The sequence below is a fragment of the Rhodothermales bacterium genome, from assembly GCA_041391505.1.
Classification (GTDB): Bacteria; Bacteroidota; Rhodothermia; order Rhodothermales; family JAHQVL01; genus JAWKNW01.
Window position 1 is genome coordinate 379209 of record JAWKNW010000001.1, and the last position, 18056, is coordinate 397264.

The 18056-nt window shown below is 64.2% G+C and carries 16 protein-coding genes; 8 read left to right on the plus strand and 8 right to left on the minus strand.

Translation table 11 applies throughout. The features are described from left to right. The first annotated feature begins 976 nt into the window (after positions 1-976). Positions 977-1675 carry an HAD hydrolase-like protein gene (locus tag R2834_01525; GenBank protein ID MEZ4698981.1) on the plus strand — a complete coding sequence of 233 codons (699 nt, stop codon included), beginning with the start codon at positions 977-979 and terminating at the stop codon, positions 1673-1675. Here R2834_01525 and R2834_01530 read toward each other — a convergent pair. From R2834_01530 to R2834_01540, 3 genes are all read right to left on the minus strand, one after another. Continuing rightward, positions 1668-2540: a fructosamine kinase family protein gene (locus tag R2834_01530; protein MEZ4698982.1), complete on the minus strand. Its 873-nt coding sequence runs from the start codon at positions 2538-2540 to the stop codon at positions 1668-1670. The two genes, R2834_01525 and R2834_01530, sit on opposite strands and share 8 nt — an antisense overlap. Continuing rightward, on the minus strand, positions 2527-3048 hold the full coding sequence (locus R2834_01535) for an SET domain-containing protein-lysine N-methyltransferase (protein ID MEZ4698983.1): 522 nt from the start codon (positions 3046-3048) through the stop codon (positions 2527-2529). Before R2834_01535 ends, R2834_01530 begins: the two co-directional genes overlap by 14 nt. A gap of 136 nt (positions 3049-3184) precedes the next feature. Continuing rightward, entirely contained in the window at positions 3185-3661 is a 477-nt protein-coding gene (locus R2834_01540) for a low molecular weight protein-tyrosine-phosphatase (protein MEZ4698984.1), read from the minus strand. 167 nt (positions 3662-3828) lie between these two features. Between R2834_01540 and xseA the strand changes: the two genes are divergently transcribed. Further along, positions 3829-5079 carry an exodeoxyribonuclease VII large subunit gene (xseA, locus tag R2834_01545; GenBank protein ID MEZ4698985.1) on the plus strand — a complete coding sequence of 417 codons (1251 nt, stop codon included), beginning with the start codon at positions 3829-3831 and terminating at the stop codon, positions 5077-5079. Between the two features lie 198 nt (positions 5080-5277). Further along, positions 5278-6336 (plus strand): hypothetical protein, encoded by a 1059-nt coding sequence (locus tag R2834_01550; GenBank protein MEZ4698986.1) that lies wholly within the window; start codon positions 5278-5280, stop codon positions 6334-6336. Between the two features lie 74 nt (positions 6337-6410). Here R2834_01550 and R2834_01555 read toward each other — a convergent pair whose 3' ends face one another. Continuing rightward, positions 6411-7190, minus strand: a complete 780-nt coding sequence (locus R2834_01555) for an SDR family oxidoreductase (protein MEZ4698987.1) — start codon at positions 7188-7190, stop codon at positions 6411-6413. A 136-nt stretch (positions 7191-7326) separates the two neighbouring features. Here R2834_01555 and xseB point away from each other — a divergent pair, with 136 nt between their 5' ends. Further along, positions 7327-7536, plus strand: a complete 210-nt coding sequence (gene xseB, locus R2834_01560) for an exodeoxyribonuclease VII small subunit (GenBank protein ID MEZ4698988.1) — start codon at positions 7327-7329, stop codon at positions 7534-7536. A gap of 82 nt (positions 7537-7618) precedes the next feature. Next, positions 7619-8335 (plus strand): hypothetical protein, encoded by a 717-nt coding sequence (locus R2834_01565; protein ID MEZ4698989.1) that lies wholly within the window; start codon positions 7619-7621, stop codon positions 8333-8335. Here R2834_01565 and R2834_01570 read toward each other — a convergent pair. Together R2834_01570 and R2834_01575 are read right to left on the minus strand one after the other, a co-directional pair. Then, positions 8319-9098, minus strand: a complete 780-nt coding sequence (locus tag R2834_01570) for an MBL fold metallo-hydrolase (GenBank protein ID MEZ4698990.1) — start codon at positions 9096-9098, stop codon at positions 8319-8321. The genes R2834_01565 and R2834_01570 overlap by 17 nt on opposite strands. Before the next feature lie 112 nt (positions 9099-9210). Next, entirely contained in the window at positions 9211-9957 is a 747-nt protein-coding gene (locus R2834_01575; GenBank protein ID MEZ4698991.1) for a DUF5706 domain-containing protein, read from the minus strand. 194 nt (positions 9958-10151) lie between these two features. Here R2834_01575 and R2834_01580 point away from each other — a divergent pair, with 194 nt between their 5' ends. Next, entirely contained in the window at positions 10152-11027 is an 876-nt protein-coding gene (locus R2834_01580; protein ID MEZ4698992.1) for an SdiA-regulated domain-containing protein, read from the plus strand. A 5-nt stretch (positions 11028-11032) separates the two neighbouring features. After that, entirely contained in the window at positions 11033-14788 is a 3756-nt protein-coding gene (locus R2834_01585) for a BamA/TamA family outer membrane protein (protein MEZ4698993.1), read from the plus strand. A gap of 197 nt (positions 14789-14985) precedes the next feature. On the opposite strand, the gene R2834_01590 is transcribed toward R2834_01585, so the two are convergent. Next, positions 14986-15801 carry a phosphatidylinositol-specific phospholipase C/glycerophosphodiester phosphodiesterase family protein gene (locus R2834_01590; GenBank protein MEZ4698994.1) on the minus strand — a complete coding sequence of 272 codons (816 nt, stop codon included), beginning with the start codon at positions 15799-15801 and terminating at the stop codon, positions 14986-14988. A 161-nt stretch (positions 15802-15962) separates the two neighbouring features. Between R2834_01590 and R2834_01595 the strand changes: the two genes are divergently transcribed. Then, positions 15963-17339 carry a DUF839 domain-containing protein gene (locus R2834_01595; protein MEZ4698995.1) on the plus strand — a complete coding sequence of 459 codons (1377 nt, stop codon included), beginning with the start codon at positions 15963-15965 and terminating at the stop codon, positions 17337-17339. Positions 17340-17369: 30 nt separating this feature from the next. On the opposite strand, the gene folB is transcribed toward R2834_01595, so the two are convergent. After that, complete coding sequence (folB, locus tag R2834_01600; GenBank protein MEZ4698996.1) at positions 17370-17741, minus strand: dihydroneopterin aldolase; 372 nt, start codon at positions 17739-17741, stop codon at positions 17370-17372. Positions 17742-18056 lie beyond the last annotated feature (315 nt).

Consider the following 18056-nt stretch of genomic DNA (forward strand, 5'->3'; position numbering starts at 1 on the left):
CTTATGGTACATTTTCCGCTTTCCTGAACGCTTGTTAGATGGCGATGTTGGGCCATATACGTTTGCGAAAGCCTTGTCTTTATCACTCAATCTCTTTATTGAACCGGGGCAGGAAGCCCTTGAACGGTCAACCAAGATCGTCAGCTCCATATTGTCGCAGGCACTGACTGCATTAGACCGACCTGAAGGCTTGGTTGGTTTCGCCTTGTCACTTGATCATTTACCTCGCTCAATTGCTTACGCCTGGTTGGACCAAGTGGATAGTCTCCTTACAAGGAACGCCTTACAGGCGTACGGTGAGCTACTTTTTGTCTTGTTTGTGGGGACCGAAGACCCTGAAGCAGAGACACGAATTCGGGTGTCATTCACGAGGGCGTTCCCCCCGGGTGTTGCCTCCTCCGCCTGCCTATGCCGCAGCATACTTCTGGTCTCACAGCTCACAACTCGCCTTGGACGTATTGGTTAGTGCGGCCACATATCCAGACAAAGACCTACAGGCAGTGCCAAGGCGCGTTTTCCAACGTTCCCGGAATGAAAACTATCGACCACTGACAGCAGAGACACGAACGTTGATTGACATTATTCTTATGAATTCTGGCGTCCTCCTTGCGACTGACCGCAGAATCACTTTGTGGACACAATCGCACCACATACTGCAAGTGATCCGTCTCTTGCATTAGCCGTTGGGCAAGCTGTACTCGGCTTGTTCTCAGAAGGGGATCGAAATGAGTATGAGAACTCAGATCTCGTTGAAAAGTCGCTCACCGCATTGCTCTCACGCTACATCGCTTACCCACTACGAAGAAGGGCTATCAATGTCGAGCTGATCACAAACTTGGACTTCCAGCGCTCGTGAGGCCCTTCAAGAACTTGATCGCAGTCCAATTAACTGATTAGAATATGGCCTTTCGGGTTCCCAGACCCTAATCATCCGGTCCAGGCATTCCGTCGCCACACTCAATCGACCCTTTCCAGGATGAAACTACTTCTTTTCGATATCGACGGCACCATGCTGGTCACGCGCGGCACGGGCCGCAAGGCGATGGAACGCAGCATCGAGCAGCTGATCGGCTGCCCGGTTACCACCCAGGGCGTCGACTTCTCGGGGCGGACGGATCCCCAGATCATGCGCGACGTGCTGGTGCTGAACGGTCTCACGGAGCAGGAAGCGGAGGCAATGCTCCCGAGGACGCTGGAACTGTTCGTGGAGGTGTTTACCGAAACGTTTACCCCGGAGAACACCCGGGAATTGCCGGGGGTGCGTTCGCTCGTCGAGCGGCTGGCGGAGCGCGACGACGTGCAGCTGGCGCTCCTGACCGGCAACCTCCAGCCCACGGCCTACATCAAGATCGGCGGCATCGGGCTGGCGGACTTCTTTCCGTTCGGCGCCTTCGGCAGCGATCACCACGACCGGTACCAGCTCGCCCCCTTCGCACTCGACCGCGCCGAGGCGCACACGAGCCGGCGTTATGCCGGAAAGGACATCGTGATTATCGGCGACACCAAACACGACATCCTCTGCGGCCGGTCGCTCAATGTGTTTTCCGTCGCCGTGTGTACGGGACACCACACGCGGGATACGCTCGTCGCGCACGGCCCGGATCTCCTGCTGGAGGATCTGACCGACGCGGACGCGTTCATCGAGCAGGTGATCCTCGCGCCGGCGGTCAGCTAAAGCGGCGCAGGATGGCCGCCACCGAACCCGCATAACCGCCGCCGAACAGGTTCAGGTGGTTGATGAGATGATAGAGGTTGTAGAGGTCGCGCCGTTCCGGATAGCCCGCCTCCAGCGGCCATGCCTCGGCATAGGCCGCGTAAAAGCCCGGATCGAACCGGCCGAACAGCTCAGACATCGCCAGGTCTACTTCCCGATGCCCGAAGTAGACCGCGGGATCGATCAGGGCGGCCCGACCGTCCGCCAGGGCGAGCGCATTGCCCTGCCAGAGGTCGCCGTGCACCAGCGAAGCCGGCGGATGCGCCGGGATGAGGTCGTCGATCCGGCTATACAGCGAATTGAGTGGCGCATTCCAGGCGCTTTGCCACCGGCCATTTTCCCTGGCCATCGCGACCTGGGGGGCCAGCCGGCGCTCCCGGAAGAAATCGGGCCAACGCGCCATCCACCCATTGGATTGCGGGAGCCGGCCGATGAAATTGTCGGAATCGAACCCGTATCGGTCGGCGGTCGCGCGGTGCATCTCAGCGAGCCCGCGTCCCAGCGCCGTCGATGCGGTCCGGCCGGATGGGCCCTCCACGAGCCAGTCGAGCAACAGAAAACCGGGCAGGGATGCCAAGGGGGATCCGATTCCCACGACGGAAGGGACGACCAGCGAGCTGCCGGCTCCGGCCAGGGCGTTTAAGCCGGCCGCCTCGGCGGCAAACGTGTCGCCGACCGGCGATTGGCCCCATTTCAGAAAAAAATCTCCCCGCTCCGCCTCAAGAAACGTCGCCTGCGCAATGCAGCCGCCCCCGACGGGATGCGTGGCGCGAAGGGGGCCGGTGATTGCCGTCAGGGTGTCGATGAGCGCGTCAGGTAGCGACATGGCCGGCGCGCGCCATTTTTTCGGCGATGTGCCGCAAGGTGTGGCCGGCGTACCGCTCGGCGAACCACGCCTCCCGGTGCTCCATCCCGGTTACACGTCGCCGGCAGGTTGACGAGCCGCAGGCGCAGTCGAACAGCGTGTCCTCGTCCTGGCTGGTCGCGTAGTCGTACGTGATCTCCTCGCCGGCCGCGATGTCGCGCATCGCCACCATCCGGGTATCCGATACGAACCAGGTATTCGGTTCGCACGCATGGTTCATCAAAAGCGACGCATCCCGCTCCTGATCGCCGCCGACCCAGTGGATGTCGTCGACCTTGTACGAGTGGAAATAAAACGCCCGCTGGCGCTCTTCAGGCCAGCTTGCGATCTCCGCCTCCGTGAAATACCTGTCGGGACTATCCCATCCGGGATCCGCCTCCCAGGTGGTTTCGCCCTTGCGGATAAGGCTGGCAGCAAAAAGCCCCTGTCCGTGGGGCCCGTCGCGAACGACGATGTCGGGGTGCAGCATGGGGGAAGGGGTTGGAAGGGGTTTAATGAAGCAGGTTCAAGGTTTAAGGAAATTGCACATCCAACCCTTCAATCAGCAGGCGTTCTCAGGGCAAGTCACCTTGAACATTGAACACGAAACCTGAAACCGCGCTTCTTCAATCGCGCAGCGATTGAAGAAGCGCCCCAGCCGTGCGGTGCACGATGCGGTACACCTCCTCAAAGCCGCTGTCGCCGCCGTAGTAGGGGTCCGGCACATTGCCGTCGCCCGGTTCGGGGTCGTGGGAGCGGAAGAGCGCGAGTTTGTCGCGGTGCGCGTCGTGCCGGCTGAGAGCTTCCAGGTGACGCAAGTTGTCCTCATCCATCGCTAGGATGTGGTCGTAGCGCTCGAAGTCCGCGCGCTCGAACTGGCGGGCGCGCTGGCCGTCGAGCGAGATGCCGTGGCGCGTCGCGGTCTGGCGCATGCGGCGGTCCGGCGGATCCCCGACATGCCAGCCGCCCGTGCCCGACGAGGCGATCTCGAACGCGTCGCCGGAGCCGGCCTCGCGCGCGAGATGGCGAAAAACGCCCTCCGCGAGGGGACTTCGGCAAATATTCCCCATGCAGACAAACATCACGCGTATCTTTTTGTCCAAGAATGGCCTCCGTGGTTGGGGCTTGAGGTGTTGCGGGAGTTTTCATGGATGCAGGATACGGGATGCAGGACGGGCCTCCTCACGTATGGAGCGCTCCCCCATCGTGTATCACGCATCTTGCATCCCACAAAGAACCATTCCCCGTTTTTGTTTCAGCGCGTCACGTCATGAGCGAACCCGATCTCACCGCCGGCCGGACGCCGGTATGGTCCGTTACCGAATTCATCGCCAAAGCGCGCCGGCAGGTGGAGCGTGAATTCGGCGACCTGTGCCTGGAAGGCGAACTGTCCAACTTCAAGCGCCACACGTCCGGGCACTGTTATTTCACCCTGAAAGACGCCGACGCGCAGGTTCGCTGCGTAATGTGGCAGCAGCAGGCGCGAACCATCTATTTCCGTCCGGAAGACGGGATGCTCGTGCAGGCGTACGGGCGCGCTTCGATCTACGAGCCCCGGGGCGATCTCCAGGTGGTCGTGCGCGCGATGCGGCTCGGCGGCGAGGGCGCCCTCCAGCAGGCCTTTACCGCGCTCAAGGCCAAACTCGCGGCGGAGGGACTGTTCGACGACGCGCACAAGAAACCCCTGCCGGCGTTTCCCCGGCGCGTGGGCATCGTCACGTCCGGATCCGGCGCGGCGCTGCACGATGTACTCACGATCCTCGAACGGCGCTATCCCCTGCTCGAAGTGCTCGTCTGCCCCGTCCAGGTACAGGGCATGGGCGCGGCCGAGTCGGTGGTCGAGGCCATAACGGCTTTCAACGACATCCCCGCCGGCGACGCGCTCCGCCCGGACGTGCTCATCGTCGGCCGGGGCGGCGGTTCGGCCGAAGACCTCTGGGCCTTCAACGAAGAAGTGCTCGCGCGCGCCATCTTCGCCTCGGAAATCCCCATTGTCAGCGCGGTGGGCCACGAGACCGACTTCACCATCGCCGACTACGTGGCGGACGTCCGCGCCGCCACCCCGTCCATGGCGGCCGAACTGGTCGCGCCGGACCGGCGCGAGCTGCTGGGCCTGCTGCGCGGCCTGGAGGGCCGGCTGACCGTTCTCCTGCGCCAGCGCATCGAGCGGAGCCGGCAGCGCCTCGGCGCGCTCGTCGCCTCGTACGGCTTTCGGCAGCCGCTGTATCTGCTGGATCAGCATAAACAGCGTGTCGACGAATACGCCCGCCGGCTCCAGCGGACGGCGCCCCGGATGATCAGCCTGCAGCAATCGCGGCTCGAATCCATCCGCCATCGCCTCACGCTGCTCGACCCGTCGCGCCCCCTTCGGCAGGGGTATGCCGTCGTGGAGCAGGAGGGCCGCCGCATCTTCTCGTCGCACGAGTTTGCGCCGGAGGGCGACCTCACCTTGCGCTTTTTCGACGGTAAGAAAGCGGCCCGGCTGGTCGATACTGCAACGGACGGGACCGACCCGGCGTAGACGCCGGCGGCCCGATGACGCGAAAGCCCGCCTGCCGCATGGTCACGAACCTTGGCGGCCGTGTAACGTTGAACGTCGGTCGCAGGCACCCACCCGTGCGACTCTGCGTTGGCCGGCTCGCCTTCGCGGCTCCGAGAGTTGACATTGCGAAGGTTTCGCTGTAGGCTTCACCGAATCTTCGCCTTTAGATAGATACACATGGCTGAAATCAGCTTAGAGCTTACGCCGGCGTCTCGATTCGACGTCATCGACATCTCCAGCCGGCTGAAGGAGCACAACGCCGACTTTTTCCGCACCTACGACAAGGCGCTCTACTGCTCCTTCCACACCACCGCCGGTTACTTCGAGCAAAGCGTCTGCGACCGCCTCAATCATAGCCCGGATTCGGTCCGCGCCTACGTCGACGGCTTCAAGGAGCTTTTCCCCCCGCTCGCGAACTACTGCCACGACAAGCTGCATCTCCGCACGGAATTGACCGAGGAGCAGAAGCTGTCCGAGCCCCTCAACGGCGACTCCCATCTGACCTACATCAGCTCCGGCCTCGAGAACTGCGTCACCTACGAGCACCGGGGCGATATGCCGGTGTATTTCGTGGATCTGGACGGCGAGTGCGACGGCACGAAGCGCCGGCGGAAGACCACCGTGATCGGCTACAACCGCGAGGTGCCCGTCCACACCATCCCTCTGATCGTGCCGGTTTCCGGGCATCGCGTCGATTCCGTGAACCTCAAGGATCCGCGGCTCGGCCTGATGGATCAGCTCGACTATGAGGTCCGCCGGCTCGGCATCCAGCAGGGGCGCGTCGAGATCAACCTCGCCCCTGAGGAAGAAGGCGCGGCCCTCACCGTCAACGAGTACGAAACGCTGCTCATGCAGTACGATCTCGCCGAGATCCTGCACAACCCGATGCGGTTCGTGGCGCAGAAGGGCTGGCACATGCTCAAGGACCCGCGCGCGGTGCCGAACAAGATGCTGAACTACGCCAAGTACGATCTGGTGCACGTCGTCAACCGCACCCTCGATCGCCTGGGGCTCAGCACGTCCTTATTCGGGCGCGGCATCCAGAAAGTCCTCGCCGCCCAGGCGGCGCGCGCGCTGCAGATGAAACGGTCCGTCCGCTTCCTCGTCGCCGACCGGGAGCAGAACCAGCAGCCGGCCATCATCCACGGCACCTACCAGAGCCCCATCCTCATCCAGTGGAACCGCAAGCACGACCGCCAGCGGCGCCTCGTGGCCACGGTCATGGCGTTTGAATAGGTTCGAGGATCGAAGTTCAAGGTTTAAGGAGGATAGCTTCCTTAAGCCTTGAACTTCGGTCCTCGAACCTACCCTCAAATCAGCGACTTCGACTGCGATCCGTCGACCGTGATGCAGGCGCCGGTGATCAGGCTGGCGCGGTCGCTGGACAGGAAGGTGACGACGTCGGCCACTTCTTCGGCGGTGCCGAAGCGGCCGAGGGGGAGGTTCTGTTCGATGAAGACCTTCATGCCTTCGGGGTCGTCGATACAGCGTTTGTCCCAGCTGCCCCCCGGGAAACGGATGGAGCCCGGCGCCACGGTGTTGACCCGAATGCCCTCGCCGGCTACTTCGAGGGCGAGGATTTTGGCCATGCTGATCAACGCCGATTTAGTCGTGTTGTAGATCGACAGCCCGGGACCGCCGGCTTCGCGTCCGAAGATCGACGAGACGAAGACGATGCTTCCGCTTCCCTGCCGTTTCATGGCAGGCACGACGGCGCGGGCGCTGCGGACGTGGCCCATCAGGTTCAGCTCGATGATGTCGGCCCAGTCGGCGTCCGTCGTATCCACCAGGGACTTGCGGCGATTGCCGCCGGCGTTGCCTACGAGGATATCGATCCCCCCGAACCGTTTGTCGGCCGCCTCGACGAGGCGCGCCGGGGCGTCGGGGTTCGTGATGTCGGCGGCGACGGTGGCGACGTCCGCGCCGGTTTCGGATGCGATGTCGCGGGCGGCCTCGTCCAGCCGGCCTGCGTCGCGCGCGCAGAGCACGAGCCGGCATCCTTCGCGCGCCAGTTGCAACGCAATCGCCTTCCCGATGCCGCGGCTGGCGCCGGTTATCAGGGCTGTTTTTCCTTGTAGATGCAGGTCCATGGCCTCTCGGAGTGCTCGATCAATCGGTCGAGCCGAATATACAAACCCGAGGGTGCGCCTGCATGAAGAGATCGCGCAGAACGATTCCCCGCGTTCCGGGTACTACCCCCCGATCGCAACCAGACCAGCTCACGAGATGTCCAACGACGAAGCCCCGATCCATGAAACGCTCTCGTTCGAGGAAGCCCTTCAACGTCTCGAACAGATCATAGAAACCCTCGAGAACGATCCTCCGGGCATCGATGAGGCGGTGAAAACATATGAAGAGGGCATTGCACTCGTCCGGCGCTGCCAGGAGCGGCTCGAGAAGGCCGAACTGCGCATCCAGGAGCTTCGCCTCGAATAGACCTTTCCTCCTCCTGCTCTGGTGTGCGCTCCTGCCGGCGTGGCAGTTCGCGCAGGCGCAGGCGGGCGCCTATGAACGCGCCATGGCGCTGGGCGACTCGCTCTATGCCCGGTACGACCCGCTCGGCGCCCTCGATCGCTACAGCGAGGCGGAGCGCCTGTCCGAAGGCCGGCTCCCGTTCGCCCTGGCCCGCGCGCTGGCGCGGTGCCACTACGACATCGGTCTCGACGCCCTCGCCGAGCGCGGCGCGGGGTCGGCGGAAGACCACTTCAAGGAGGCCGTCAGCCTGTCGGAGCGCCTCGTGGCATCGTTTCCGGACAGCGCGCAGGCCCATTTTCTGCTGGCGGCCACGCTGGGCAACCTGGCGCAGTTCAAGGGCGGAAAGGAGCGGATCGCCCTCGCGCGGGAGGTGGAACGCCAGAGCCGGACCGCCATCGAGCTGGATCCCGATTTTGCCTATCCCTATGTCGCGCTGGGGATTCTGTACCGCGAACTGGCCGGCCTGAGCTGGGTGGAACAGACGTGGGCCCACCTCTTCTACGGCGAATTGCCGAAGGCCACCATCGACGACGCCCTCGCGCTGCTATGCCGGGCCGCCGAGCTCGATCCCCTCATTCCGTTCGTGCAGCACGAGCTGGCCACCACCTATCTGCGCCTCGGCGACACCGAACGCGGACTCCTCCACCTCAGGCAGTTGCTGGTGTTGAAGCCGCAAACCAGCCAGGACATCCGCAATCAGACCAATGCCCGCCTGCTGCTCCAGCACATGGCGGCCTCGGGCCTCAACGCCCAAGATTAAAGGTAAGCCCCTCGTAGGCGGCCGTGCACTCGATGCCGTGGGGCTGGAGCAGGGCGCGGGCGCGGTCCTGCAGCACATCGATGGCATCGTCGGTACGTTCCGGGTCGTGATGAAACAGCACGAGATGTCGGACGCCGGCCTCGATCGCGAGCCGGCAGACCTGATCGAGCTGGCTGTGTCCCCATCCCCACTTGGCCGGCATGTCGTCGCTGGTGTACATGGCGTCGTGCGAGAGCACGTCCGCGCCGCGGCAAAAGCGGACGAATTCGGCGAACGGGACGGGGTTTTCCGAGTCCGGCGGATTGAGTTCGTTATCGGGGATGTGGACGAACGAACGACCGGCGTGCGTCACGCGGAAGCCGTAGGCCCCCCCCGGATGGTTGGCGCGCACGGTATCCACCTCCATGCCGTGGCGCCGCAGAAACATAGGCCCCGCCTCCTCGATGAGCGCGTGCTCGGCGATGACGGCTGAAGGGCGCATCGGGAAATGCACGCCATCCAGCATGGAGAGCGGCGACCATTGCAGGGCGCCCTGCCGGTATTCGATCAGGTGGATGCGGTGGTGCGTGTCGTAGAGCGGGGGGAAAAAAGGAAATCCTTCGATGTGGTCGTTATGGAGGTGGGTGAACAGCATGTACAACGGTTCATCCGAGCCGGAAATGGTGCGACCGAGATGCCGGATTCCCGTGCCGGCATCGATGATGAGCATCGCCCCTTCCAGCGCGATGCTCACGCACGACGTGTTTCCGCCGTACCGAAGCATCTGGGGATGCGGAGTGGGAAAGGAACCCCGTACCCCCCAGAATTTGACCGTCATAACGACCTATCGTTTACTAAAGCCCAGATATCTCACTCAAAAGACGATCCCGTTTTGATCACGGCAACACCGCGCCCGCCGCACCCGTCGGCCAGAAGACGACCCAGAGATACACGAGATTGAACAGCAGCACGCCGGCGATCAAACCGAACATGAATGCCGTGTAGGAGACGCGCAGCAACTGGTATTTCTTGATCAGCACGAGGCCAAGGCTGTAGATGTCCTTGATCATCTGCTCGTACAAGGTATCGGAATTCTGAAGCAGTTCTTTCATACCAGCGATGTATTCTTGCTCCTTCAGCGATACATAATTACCAAAAAAGAGGATGTTCGCCGTGTTGTTGCGCACATCTTCGAGCGTGATCGTCTGCTTATGCACCCGGGGGCGGGCCGAGAGCACGGCGTACACGATGGAGATGAGGCAACTGATGAGCAAAACGGTCGTCGGCAGGATCAGCCAGGGATTCGCGTCGATCTTGGGGGATATCGACGCCAGGATGATCGAAATGATGATGCCGTTGATGCTGATCATGATGTTCGCCTTCGTATCCGCGAGCGAACTCAGGTCCATGTTGGTGCGGTACGACGTGCGAAACAGCGTCTCGATACCCCGGGAGGAACCGGAGACCTTTTCGTCGCCTTTCTTTTGCTTCTTCTTTTTTTTCTTCTTCCCGTTTCCGGCTCCGCCCGCCTCGTTTTCGTCGGGCGGATCCGCCGGCACGGGCTCGCCGAACGCCGGATACGTCGCATCCTGTGCTTCGTCGCGGGAATCCAATGCGACGGTCTTGCGTTTTTTCTCTTGCATGGAACGGTGGGCGGCGCGCGATGCGGCCGGCGTTGGAACTCACTGGGTATTCGGGCCCCGACCCCCCGCAAGCGGGCCGCCACGTGGCGCCGGGATGTGGATCGGTCCAATTTACTATCTTACCGGGGCCCATCCAACCGCAGCCCCTGCGCGTGACCGGCAACCACCCGCTCCGCCCACCCACACGGGACACGATGACTCACTACCTTTCGGTCTTGATCGCCCTCGGCCTCCTTGTGCTCGCGCGGCCGTCAGACCCGCCGGCCCGGGCGTTCGCCTCGTACGACCTGGACCACCCCGACGCCGTCTACGAACTGCCGGGCGTGCTCCGGGAAATCTCCGGACTGACCGTGCTCGACGACACCCACCTCGGCGCCGTGCAAGATGAAAAAGGCCGGCTCTTCGTGATCAATGTCGAGACAGGCGAAGTCGTTCGCGAAACCCGGTTCGGAAAGGACGGCGATTACGAGGGCATCGAACTGACGCCCGACGGCCTGTTCATCCTCGAAAGCAACGGCACCCTGTGGCGCATCGACGACTGGCAGCGCGACGACCCCGATGCGGAGAAGATCAAAACCGACCTGAGCAGCCGGTACGATACGGAAGGCCTGGCGTTCGACGCTGTTCATAACCGGTTGCTCATCGCGTGCAAGGAGTATCCGGGGCGCGGTCTCAAGGGCCGAAAGACCATCTACGCGTACGATCTCACGCAGCAGAAGCTGATCGAGGAGCCGGCTTTTATCATCACCCCCGACGCGGTCACCCACCTGGATCGCCATCCCCTGAACCGGGCGCTGCGCGGTGCGCTCACGCCGCTGGTCGACGCCAGCGGGTTCAAACCGTCGGCGCTGGCCATCAATCCTACCAACGGGTTGATGTACGTCGTCTCCTCGGTGCTCAAGAGCATCGTCGTGCTCGAGCCCGATGGATCCGTCCGCGCCGCGGTGGCGATTCCCGAGTCGTCGTTCAACCAGCCCGAAGGCATCGCCTTCATGCCCGACGGCACCCTGTATCTCTCCAACGAGGGCGGCGCCGGACCCGCCACCCTGCTTCGGTTCCGACCCCGCTGACCGGCATGCCCACCCGCCCTACTTCCGCCCTGACCTCGTGCGCCGCCGGCCTCGGTCTCGCCCTGCTCCTCGGCCTCGCAGGGTGCACTGCAGCCCGCCCGTATACGGCCCCCGCCCATCGCGACTGGCGGTCGAACCCGCCGGCGCTGACGGATGACCATATCACCTACCGCGTGTTTCTCATCGGCGACGCCGGCAGCCCGCCGCGCGACGGCTATCCCGATCCCCTCCCGCTGCTCGGTACCAAACTCGATGCGGCCGGCGAACGCGGCGCCGTCGTGTTTCTCGGGGACAACATCTACTGCTGCGGCCTGCCGGACTCGACGCATCCGGATCGGTCTACGGCCGAGCTTCGCCTTCGCCGGCAGCTCGACGCTGTGCGCGACTTCCCGGGCCGGGTGGTTTTCATCCCCGGGAATCACGACTGGAATAACAGCGCGCGCGGTGGCCGGGCGGCGCTGGCGCGTGAGGAGGCGTACATCGAATCGTACCTCGATCGGGGCAACACCTTCTTGCCCGACGACGGATTCCCCGGGCCGGCGGTCGTCGAACTGACGCCGGCCATCACGCTGGTCGCCCTCGACACCGAGTGGTGGCTCACGCGGCACGAACGCGCCACGGGCGATGCCGGCGACTTCGAGGTCGAGGAAGAAGGCGACGTGCTGCTCGAACTCGACGAGGTCTTGCGGGACCATGACGACGAGCATGTGCTGGTGGTGGGGCATCATCCGATCTATTCCAACGCCCAGCATGCCGGCCGCTACGCGTTCAAGACCCACCTCTTCCCGCTGACCGAGCTGTGGGACCGGGCGTATCTCCCGCTCCCCTTCGTCGGCTCGCTGTACCCGCTGTTCGTCCGTTTGTACGGATCGCGGCAAGATCTCGCGCATCCGGTCTACCGCGCGATGCGAACCGGGCTGGAGCGCGCGTTCGGCGAGCACGAATCGCTGATCTACGCAGCCGGGCACGAACACAGCCTGCAGTACTTCGAGGGTCCGCGGCACCGGTACATCGTGAGCGGCGCCGGCGCGCGTCCGGAGCATGTCGCCCGCGGCGGCGGTGCCGCCTTCACGCACATGAATACCGGGTTTACGGCGCTCAACTATTACGATGACGGGTCGGTCTGGCTGGAGGTATGGGAGCCCGACGGCGCCGAGGGCGAACTCGTGTTCCGCGCCGAGGTCGAGGGGCCCTCGCGGGAAGCGGTCGACCCCGAAGTCCCCGCGCAGGCATCGGACGCGTACCCGGACTACACGGACAGCACCCGCACGCTGGCGGCCAACCCGGGTTACGTCCGTGGAGGTGTGTACGAATTTCTCCTGGGCCGGCACAACCGCGACATCTGGGCGCTGCCCGTCACGGTCCCCTATCTCGATCTCGGCCGCGAAGCGGGCGGCCTGACTCCCGTCAAGCGCGGGGGGGGCATGCAGACGTTTTCACTCCGGCTCCGGGGCGCCGACGGGCGAGAGTACGGGTTGCGGTCCATCGACAAGGATCCGTCGGTGTCCCTGCCGCAGGCGCTGCGCAACACGGTGGCGCGCGACCTCGTCCAGGATCAGATCGCGTCGATCCACCCCTACGGCGCCTTCGCCATTCCACCGCTCGCGCGGGCCGCCGGCATCTACCACTCCGAGCCGCGCCTCGTCTACGTGCCCGACGACCCGCGGCTGGGTGTCTATCGGGAGACCTTCGGGGGGCAGCTCATGATGTTCGAGCTCCGGCCCGACGAGGACATGTCGGATTTCCCGAATGTCGGCCGCTCGGAAGACGTGGTGAGCGCGCAGAAGATGTATGCCGAGATCGAGGAAGACAACGACAACCGCATCGACGTGGAGGCCTTCGTGCGGGCGCGCCTCTTCGACATCCTGCTGAGCGACTGGGACCGGCACAAGAACCAGTGGCGCTGGGCCGAATTCGACGACACCGACGGAAAGGGCAAGCTGTATCGCCCGGTGCCGAAAGACCGCGACTGGGCGTTCAACCGGTTCGACGGGGTCCTGCCGTCGCTTGCACGGATCGGCTTCGACCCCAAATTCCAGCAGTTCGCGGATGACTTCGGCAACCTCAAGGGGCTCACGATGAACGGCATGCCCCAGGATCGCCGGCTCACCGGCCCCGCCTCGCGCGCCGTCTGGCTCGCCCAGGCGGAATCGCTCCAGGCGGCCCTGACGGACGACGTCATCGAACAGGGCATCGACGCCCTGCCCGCCTCCGTGGTCGCGTTCCACGGCGCGCGGCTCAAGGCGACGCTCAAGGCCCGGCGGGACCGCCTGCCAGCCGCCGCCGAGGCCTACTACCTCATGGGGGCGCGACGCGTCGACCTGTTCGGATCCAACAAACACGAACGCTTCGAGGTGCATCGGCTCGACGACGAGCGCACGGAAGTCGTCGTCTACTCGATCACCCGGAAGGGCGAAACGCGATCCGAGATGTACCGCCGCACCTTCCTGCGCAGCGAAACCCGGGAAGTGGTCCTCTACGGGCTCGACGGCGACGACCGGTTCGTTTTTTCGGGCGATGTGCGGCACGGCATCGCCGTCCGCGCCGTGGGCGGCGAGGGCGAGGACACGTTCGACGACCGGTCTACCGTCCGCGCCGGCGGCGTCAAGGCGGTGTACTACGACACCCGGGCGAGCAACACGGTCGCCCACGCCGGCCGCAGCACCCGCATCGTGCGCTCGGACGACCCGGCCGTCAACGCGTACGACCCGCTCGGTTTTCAGTACAACGTCCGCCTGCCCCAGCTCTTTTTCGGCTACAACGACGACGACGGGGTGTACGTCGGCGGCGGCGTACGCATCGTGCTGAACGGCTTCCGCAAGGAGCCGTTCGCCGCGAGCCATCGGCTGGTTGCGAACGCCGCGGCGCTGACCGGGGCCTACAATGTCCTCTACGACGGGCTCTTCGTGGATGCGCTGGGCCGCACCGACGTGGCGCTGCAGGCCGGCATCCGCTCGCCGCGCAACATCCGCAACTACTTCGGCCTCGGCAACGAGACGCAAAACACGGTGGCGGACGCCGAATACTACCAGGCCCGGCTCGCGCAGGCCACGCTGGCGCCGGCGCTGATCTTCGGAGAGCCCGGGGCGCAGCTCGCCGTGGGCGGCCACGTTCGCTTCACGGAAGTATCCGATGCCTCGGGCGGGATCATCGCCCAGCTGGGCATTTCGCCGGAGAGTTTCGACGACCAGGTGTACGCCGGCGCGAGCGCCACGCTCACGATCGATCAAACCGACCGGCCCGCCAACCCCAGCCAGGGCATGCGCTGGATCAGCGACGCCCGGTTCAACGCCGGCATCCTCCACGCCGACGCCGTCTACAGCCGCCTCGCCTCCGAATGGTCGCTGTACCTGTCCCCTTCCCTCTCCCCGCAGGTCACGCTGGCCTCCCGTGTCGGGGCGGCGCACCTGTTCGGCGACTTCCCGTTTTTCGAAGCCAACACCATCGGGGGACGGTCCACCGTGCGCGGCTGGCGGAGCAACCGGTTCGCCGGCCGCACGAGCGCCTATGCCAACACCGAACTGCGCGCCAAGCTCGCCGACTTCTCCACCTATATCGCCATCGGGCACCTCGGCGCGCTCGGCTTTTTCGATGTGGGCCGCGTCTGGACCGAGGCCGACCCTTCCGCTGGCCGCGTCTGGCATCCCGGCTACGGCGGGGGTCTATGGCTGGATATGTTCGACGCCTTCGTCCTCACCGGCACGTACGGGTTTTCAGCGGAGAAGCGCGTGCTGACCGTGTCGTTCGGCTTCCTGTACTAGGTCCCGAAAGCTGAAAGCTTTCGGGGTTCGAGGGGTAGGATCGAGGATCAAGGATCGAGGATCAAGGATCGAGGGTCAAGGATCGAGGGTCAAGGATCGAGGGTCAAGGATCGAGGGTCAAGGATCGAGGATCGACCATCAAGGGATGCATTTCTTGCTCCTTGATCCTTGATCTTCAATCCTTGATCTTCAATCCTCTACCCCTCCCTCTCCAGCTCCATAAACGCCTTCATCGCGTCCAGGCGGTCCGTATTGAGGTAGTCCACGCCGGCGTCGTAGAGGAGGCGCCACAGGTCTTCATCCTCGGGCGTGGCCCAGAACCGGATCTTTTTGCCCTGGGCGTGGGCCGTGTTGACGAGGTTGCGGATGCGCCGGCGCACGCGGCGGCCAGGTGACGCGGTGCCGGTGGGAGCGATGTCGCGCCAGCTCGCGCTGACGAGCGGCATCAGTGAGGCCGGCGCGTGGGGTTTGTCGTCCAGGTCGTCCAGCCGGCCGTCGTAAAAGGCGTAGCGAACGCGCTGCGCCTCCATCGCCTCGCGAGGCCGATTGCCCGACACGACCACGGTGACCGTGCCCGGATAAACTACGCCGTTCTCGTAGCGGGTGAGCAGTGGCCGGTAGGCTTCCAGGATACGCTCCAGGGCCGCATAGGTCGGGGCCGCGTCCGTCTTGAAGTCGACGAGCAGTTGCAGCGGCACGTCGCCCTGGAACAGGTGCCCGTGGTGCGCGGCGGCGCGGTCTGCGATCGGAGCCAGGTACAGCGACCCGATCGTGCGGTCCGGCGACAGGTCATCCGCGTCGTGGCCGACGAGCAGTTCACCGTCGCGCTCGTGCACATCGACCTCGATGCTCGTAAAGCCGCGCTCCAGGGCGTCGAGCAACGGCCGCTCGTGTTCGTAATCGTTGTGCGCGTGCGCGCGAAGCAGCGGCGCCGGCTGGGCCGTCGCCGGCAGTGTAAGAAAAACCCCGGCGAGCGCCATACGGCAGAGCCTGCCCCATGCTTTCAGATCCATTCGTACCATGCAACGCGCATCATGCTATCGTTAAAAAACCCCTTTTCGCCCCGGTCCGCCCGCGGCCATCCCGGTGCGTAGTGTATATTCCCCTTCGTCGCCCTGCCTGCGTTCAGGATAGCGCAGGCATCCGTCGGATTCCACTCAACCACGACGCCCACATGTTTTCACGCCGCTATTTTTTCAAGCAGGCCGGCTCCATTTCGCTGGGTTTTGCCGGGCTGCACCGCCTGTTCCATGTCGATTCCCGGCTCTCCGAGCGTCGGTATGCCCCGCATCTGGCCTCCGATCCGCAGCAGATCCTGGATCTCCCCGAAGGCTTCTCTTACCGGGTGATCTCCCGCGCGGGCGACCCGATGGCCGACGGGTTCGTCGTGCCGGCGCGCCCCGATGGCATGGCGGCGTTTCCGGGCCCTGACGGCCTGACGATCCTTGTCCGGAATCATGAAGTGGATGTCACGCCGGGGATGGGCGCTTATGGCGAAAACAATGCGCTGTTTTCCCGGATCGACCGATCGTTCGTCTACGACCCCGGGACGGACGGCACGCCGTCGCTCGGCGGTACGACGACCCTCGTGTACGACACGCGAAGCCAGTCCGTCGTCCGGGAATTTCTTTCGCTGGCCGGCACGCAGCGCAACTGCGCCGGCGGCCCCACGCCCTGGAACAGCTGGATCACGTGCGAGGAGACCGTCGAGCGCGCCGGCGAGGTGAACGCGAAAGATCACGGATTCAACTTCGAGGTGCCGGCGACGGTCAGGCCCGCGCTGTTCCAACCGGTTCCCCTCAAGGCCATGGGCCGCTTCAACCATGAGGCCATCGCGGTAGACCCGGCCAGCGGCATCGTGTACCAGACCGAGGACCGGCACGACGGATTGATCTATCGCTACATCCCGGTCGCGCCCGGCGACTTGGCCCGCGGGGGCAAGCTCCAGGCGCTGGCCATCGTCGACCGCCCTTCCCTCGACACGCGAAACTGGCCGGAGGCTGACCCGAACGCCGTCCCGCTCCGATCCATCCAGACCGTGCAATGGGTGGATCTGGACGACGTGGAAGCGCCCAACGACGACCTGCGCTTCCGGGGGTTCGAAGCCGGCGCGGCCCGCTTCGCCCGGGGCGAGGGCATGTGGTATGGCGGCGGCGCGATCTACTTCGCCTGCACGAATGGCGGACGCGAGAAAAAGGGGCAGATCTGGCGGTATACGCCGAGCCCGTCCGAGGGCAAGGCCCAGGAATCCCGCAATCCGGCTACGCTCGAGCTGTTCGTCGAGCCCAACGACGGATCCATCGTCGAAAATGCGGACAACCTCACCGTATCGCCCTGGGGTGATCTCGTCGTGTGCGAGGACGGTCCGGGCAGCCAGCATCTGCTGCGCATCACGCCGGATGGCGAGGTGATACGGTTTGCGGCGAATACCCTGAGCGACTCCGAGTTCGCCGGCTCGACCTTCTCCCCCGACGGGTCCACCCTCTTCGTCAACATCCAGGTCGACGGGCTCACTCTGGCCATCACCGGACCCTGGGAGCGCTATAGCTGACGACCCGGCTTCCGGGGGGATTCGTGGGGATCAGTCGGCGCGCCGGCAGCGATACAGCGCTTCCGCGCGGTCGCATGTGCCGCCGACGGGCGGATTTGGTTTGCGGACGAGCACCTCGACCCCTTCCACGTGCCCGTAGGCGCTCAGCACCTCTTCGCCGATCAGGTAGGCGAGTTTCTCGATGAGGTAGAAGCGATTCTCCGTAACGATACGCTGAACGAGGCGGTAGACCTGCTCGTAATCCACCGTGCGGGTCAGGTCGTCCTCCCGGGCCGCGGCTTCGAAATCGAGGTCCATCGACACATCCACTTCATAGCGGCCCCCGATCCGGTGTTCCTCCTGCATGACCCCGTGATGGGCGTAAAAAACGGCATTTATGAGGCGAACGGTGCCTGTGGACATGACCGATGCGGGCTGGCTGAACGAAACGCCGCAAGGTACGCCGCCGGCGGAGCATCTGGACGCGTGCCGGGGGAATTCACGATAAACTGAATGGGACTGGCTAATTCACACACGGATACTTGCGTAAATGGCGCACCTGAATTAAGCTTGATCTTACTTAATCGATTGCTCAGCGCGTCGTATCTATGAGCACGCTTTTTAGAAGCGCCGAGCATCGTGATAACTCGCCCGCATGGTCGTGAAGGTACGCCTGCGCGCAGTCCGGCATAGAGTCTGCCGCGCTGTGCGCTTCTCCATTTCTACCCCAATGTGTTG

Excerpts from the sequence above, each read along its gene's own strand:
- R2834_01525 (MEZ4698981.1), top strand. The coding sequence starts at position 977 with ATGAAACTACTTCTTTTCGATATCGACGGCACCATGCTGGTCACGCGC.
- R2834_01530 (MEZ4698982.1), bottom strand. The coding sequence starts at position 2,540 with ATGTCGCTACCTGACGCGCTCATCGACACCCTGACGGCAATCACCGGC.
- R2834_01535 (MEZ4698983.1), bottom strand. The coding sequence starts at position 3,048 with ATGCTGCACCCCGACATCGTCGTTCGCGACGGGCCCCACGGACAGGGG.
- xseA (MEZ4698985.1), top strand. The coding sequence starts at position 3,829 with ATGAGCGAACCCGATCTCACCGCCGGCCGGACGCCGGTATGGTCCGTT.
- R2834_01550 (MEZ4698986.1), top strand. The coding sequence starts at position 5,278 with ATGGCTGAAATCAGCTTAGAGCTTACGCCGGCGTCTCGATTCGACGTC.
- R2834_01555 (MEZ4698987.1), bottom strand. The coding sequence starts at position 7,190 with ATGGACCTGCATCTACAAGGAAAAACAGCCCTGATAACCGGCGCCAGC.
- xseB (MEZ4698988.1), top strand. The coding sequence starts at position 7,327 with ATGTCCAACGACGAAGCCCCGATCCATGAAACGCTCTCGTTCGAGGAA.
- R2834_01565 (MEZ4698989.1), top strand. The coding sequence starts at position 7,619 with ATGGCGCTGGGCGACTCGCTCTATGCCCGGTACGACCCGCTCGGCGCC.
- R2834_01570 (MEZ4698990.1), bottom strand. The coding sequence starts at position 9,098 with ATGCTTCGGTACGGCGGAAACACGTCGTGCGTGAGCATCGCGCTGGAA.
- R2834_01575 (MEZ4698991.1), bottom strand. The coding sequence starts at position 9,957 with ATGCAAGAGAAAAAACGCAAGACCGTCGCATTGGATTCCCGCGACGAA.
- R2834_01580 (MEZ4698992.1), top strand. The coding sequence starts at position 10,152 with ATGACTCACTACCTTTCGGTCTTGATCGCCCTCGGCCTCCTTGTGCTC.
- R2834_01585 (MEZ4698993.1), top strand. The coding sequence starts at position 11,033 with ATGCCCACCCGCCCTACTTCCGCCCTGACCTCGTGCGCCGCCGGCCTC.
- R2834_01590 (MEZ4698994.1), bottom strand. The coding sequence starts at position 15,801 with ATGGATCTGAAAGCATGGGGCAGGCTCTGCCGTATGGCGCTCGCCGGG.
- R2834_01595 (MEZ4698995.1), top strand. The coding sequence starts at position 15,963 with ATGTTTTCACGCCGCTATTTTTTCAAGCAGGCCGGCTCCATTTCGCTG.
- folB (MEZ4698996.1), bottom strand. The coding sequence starts at position 17,741 with ATGTCCACAGGCACCGTTCGCCTCATAAATGCCGTTTTTTACGCCCAT.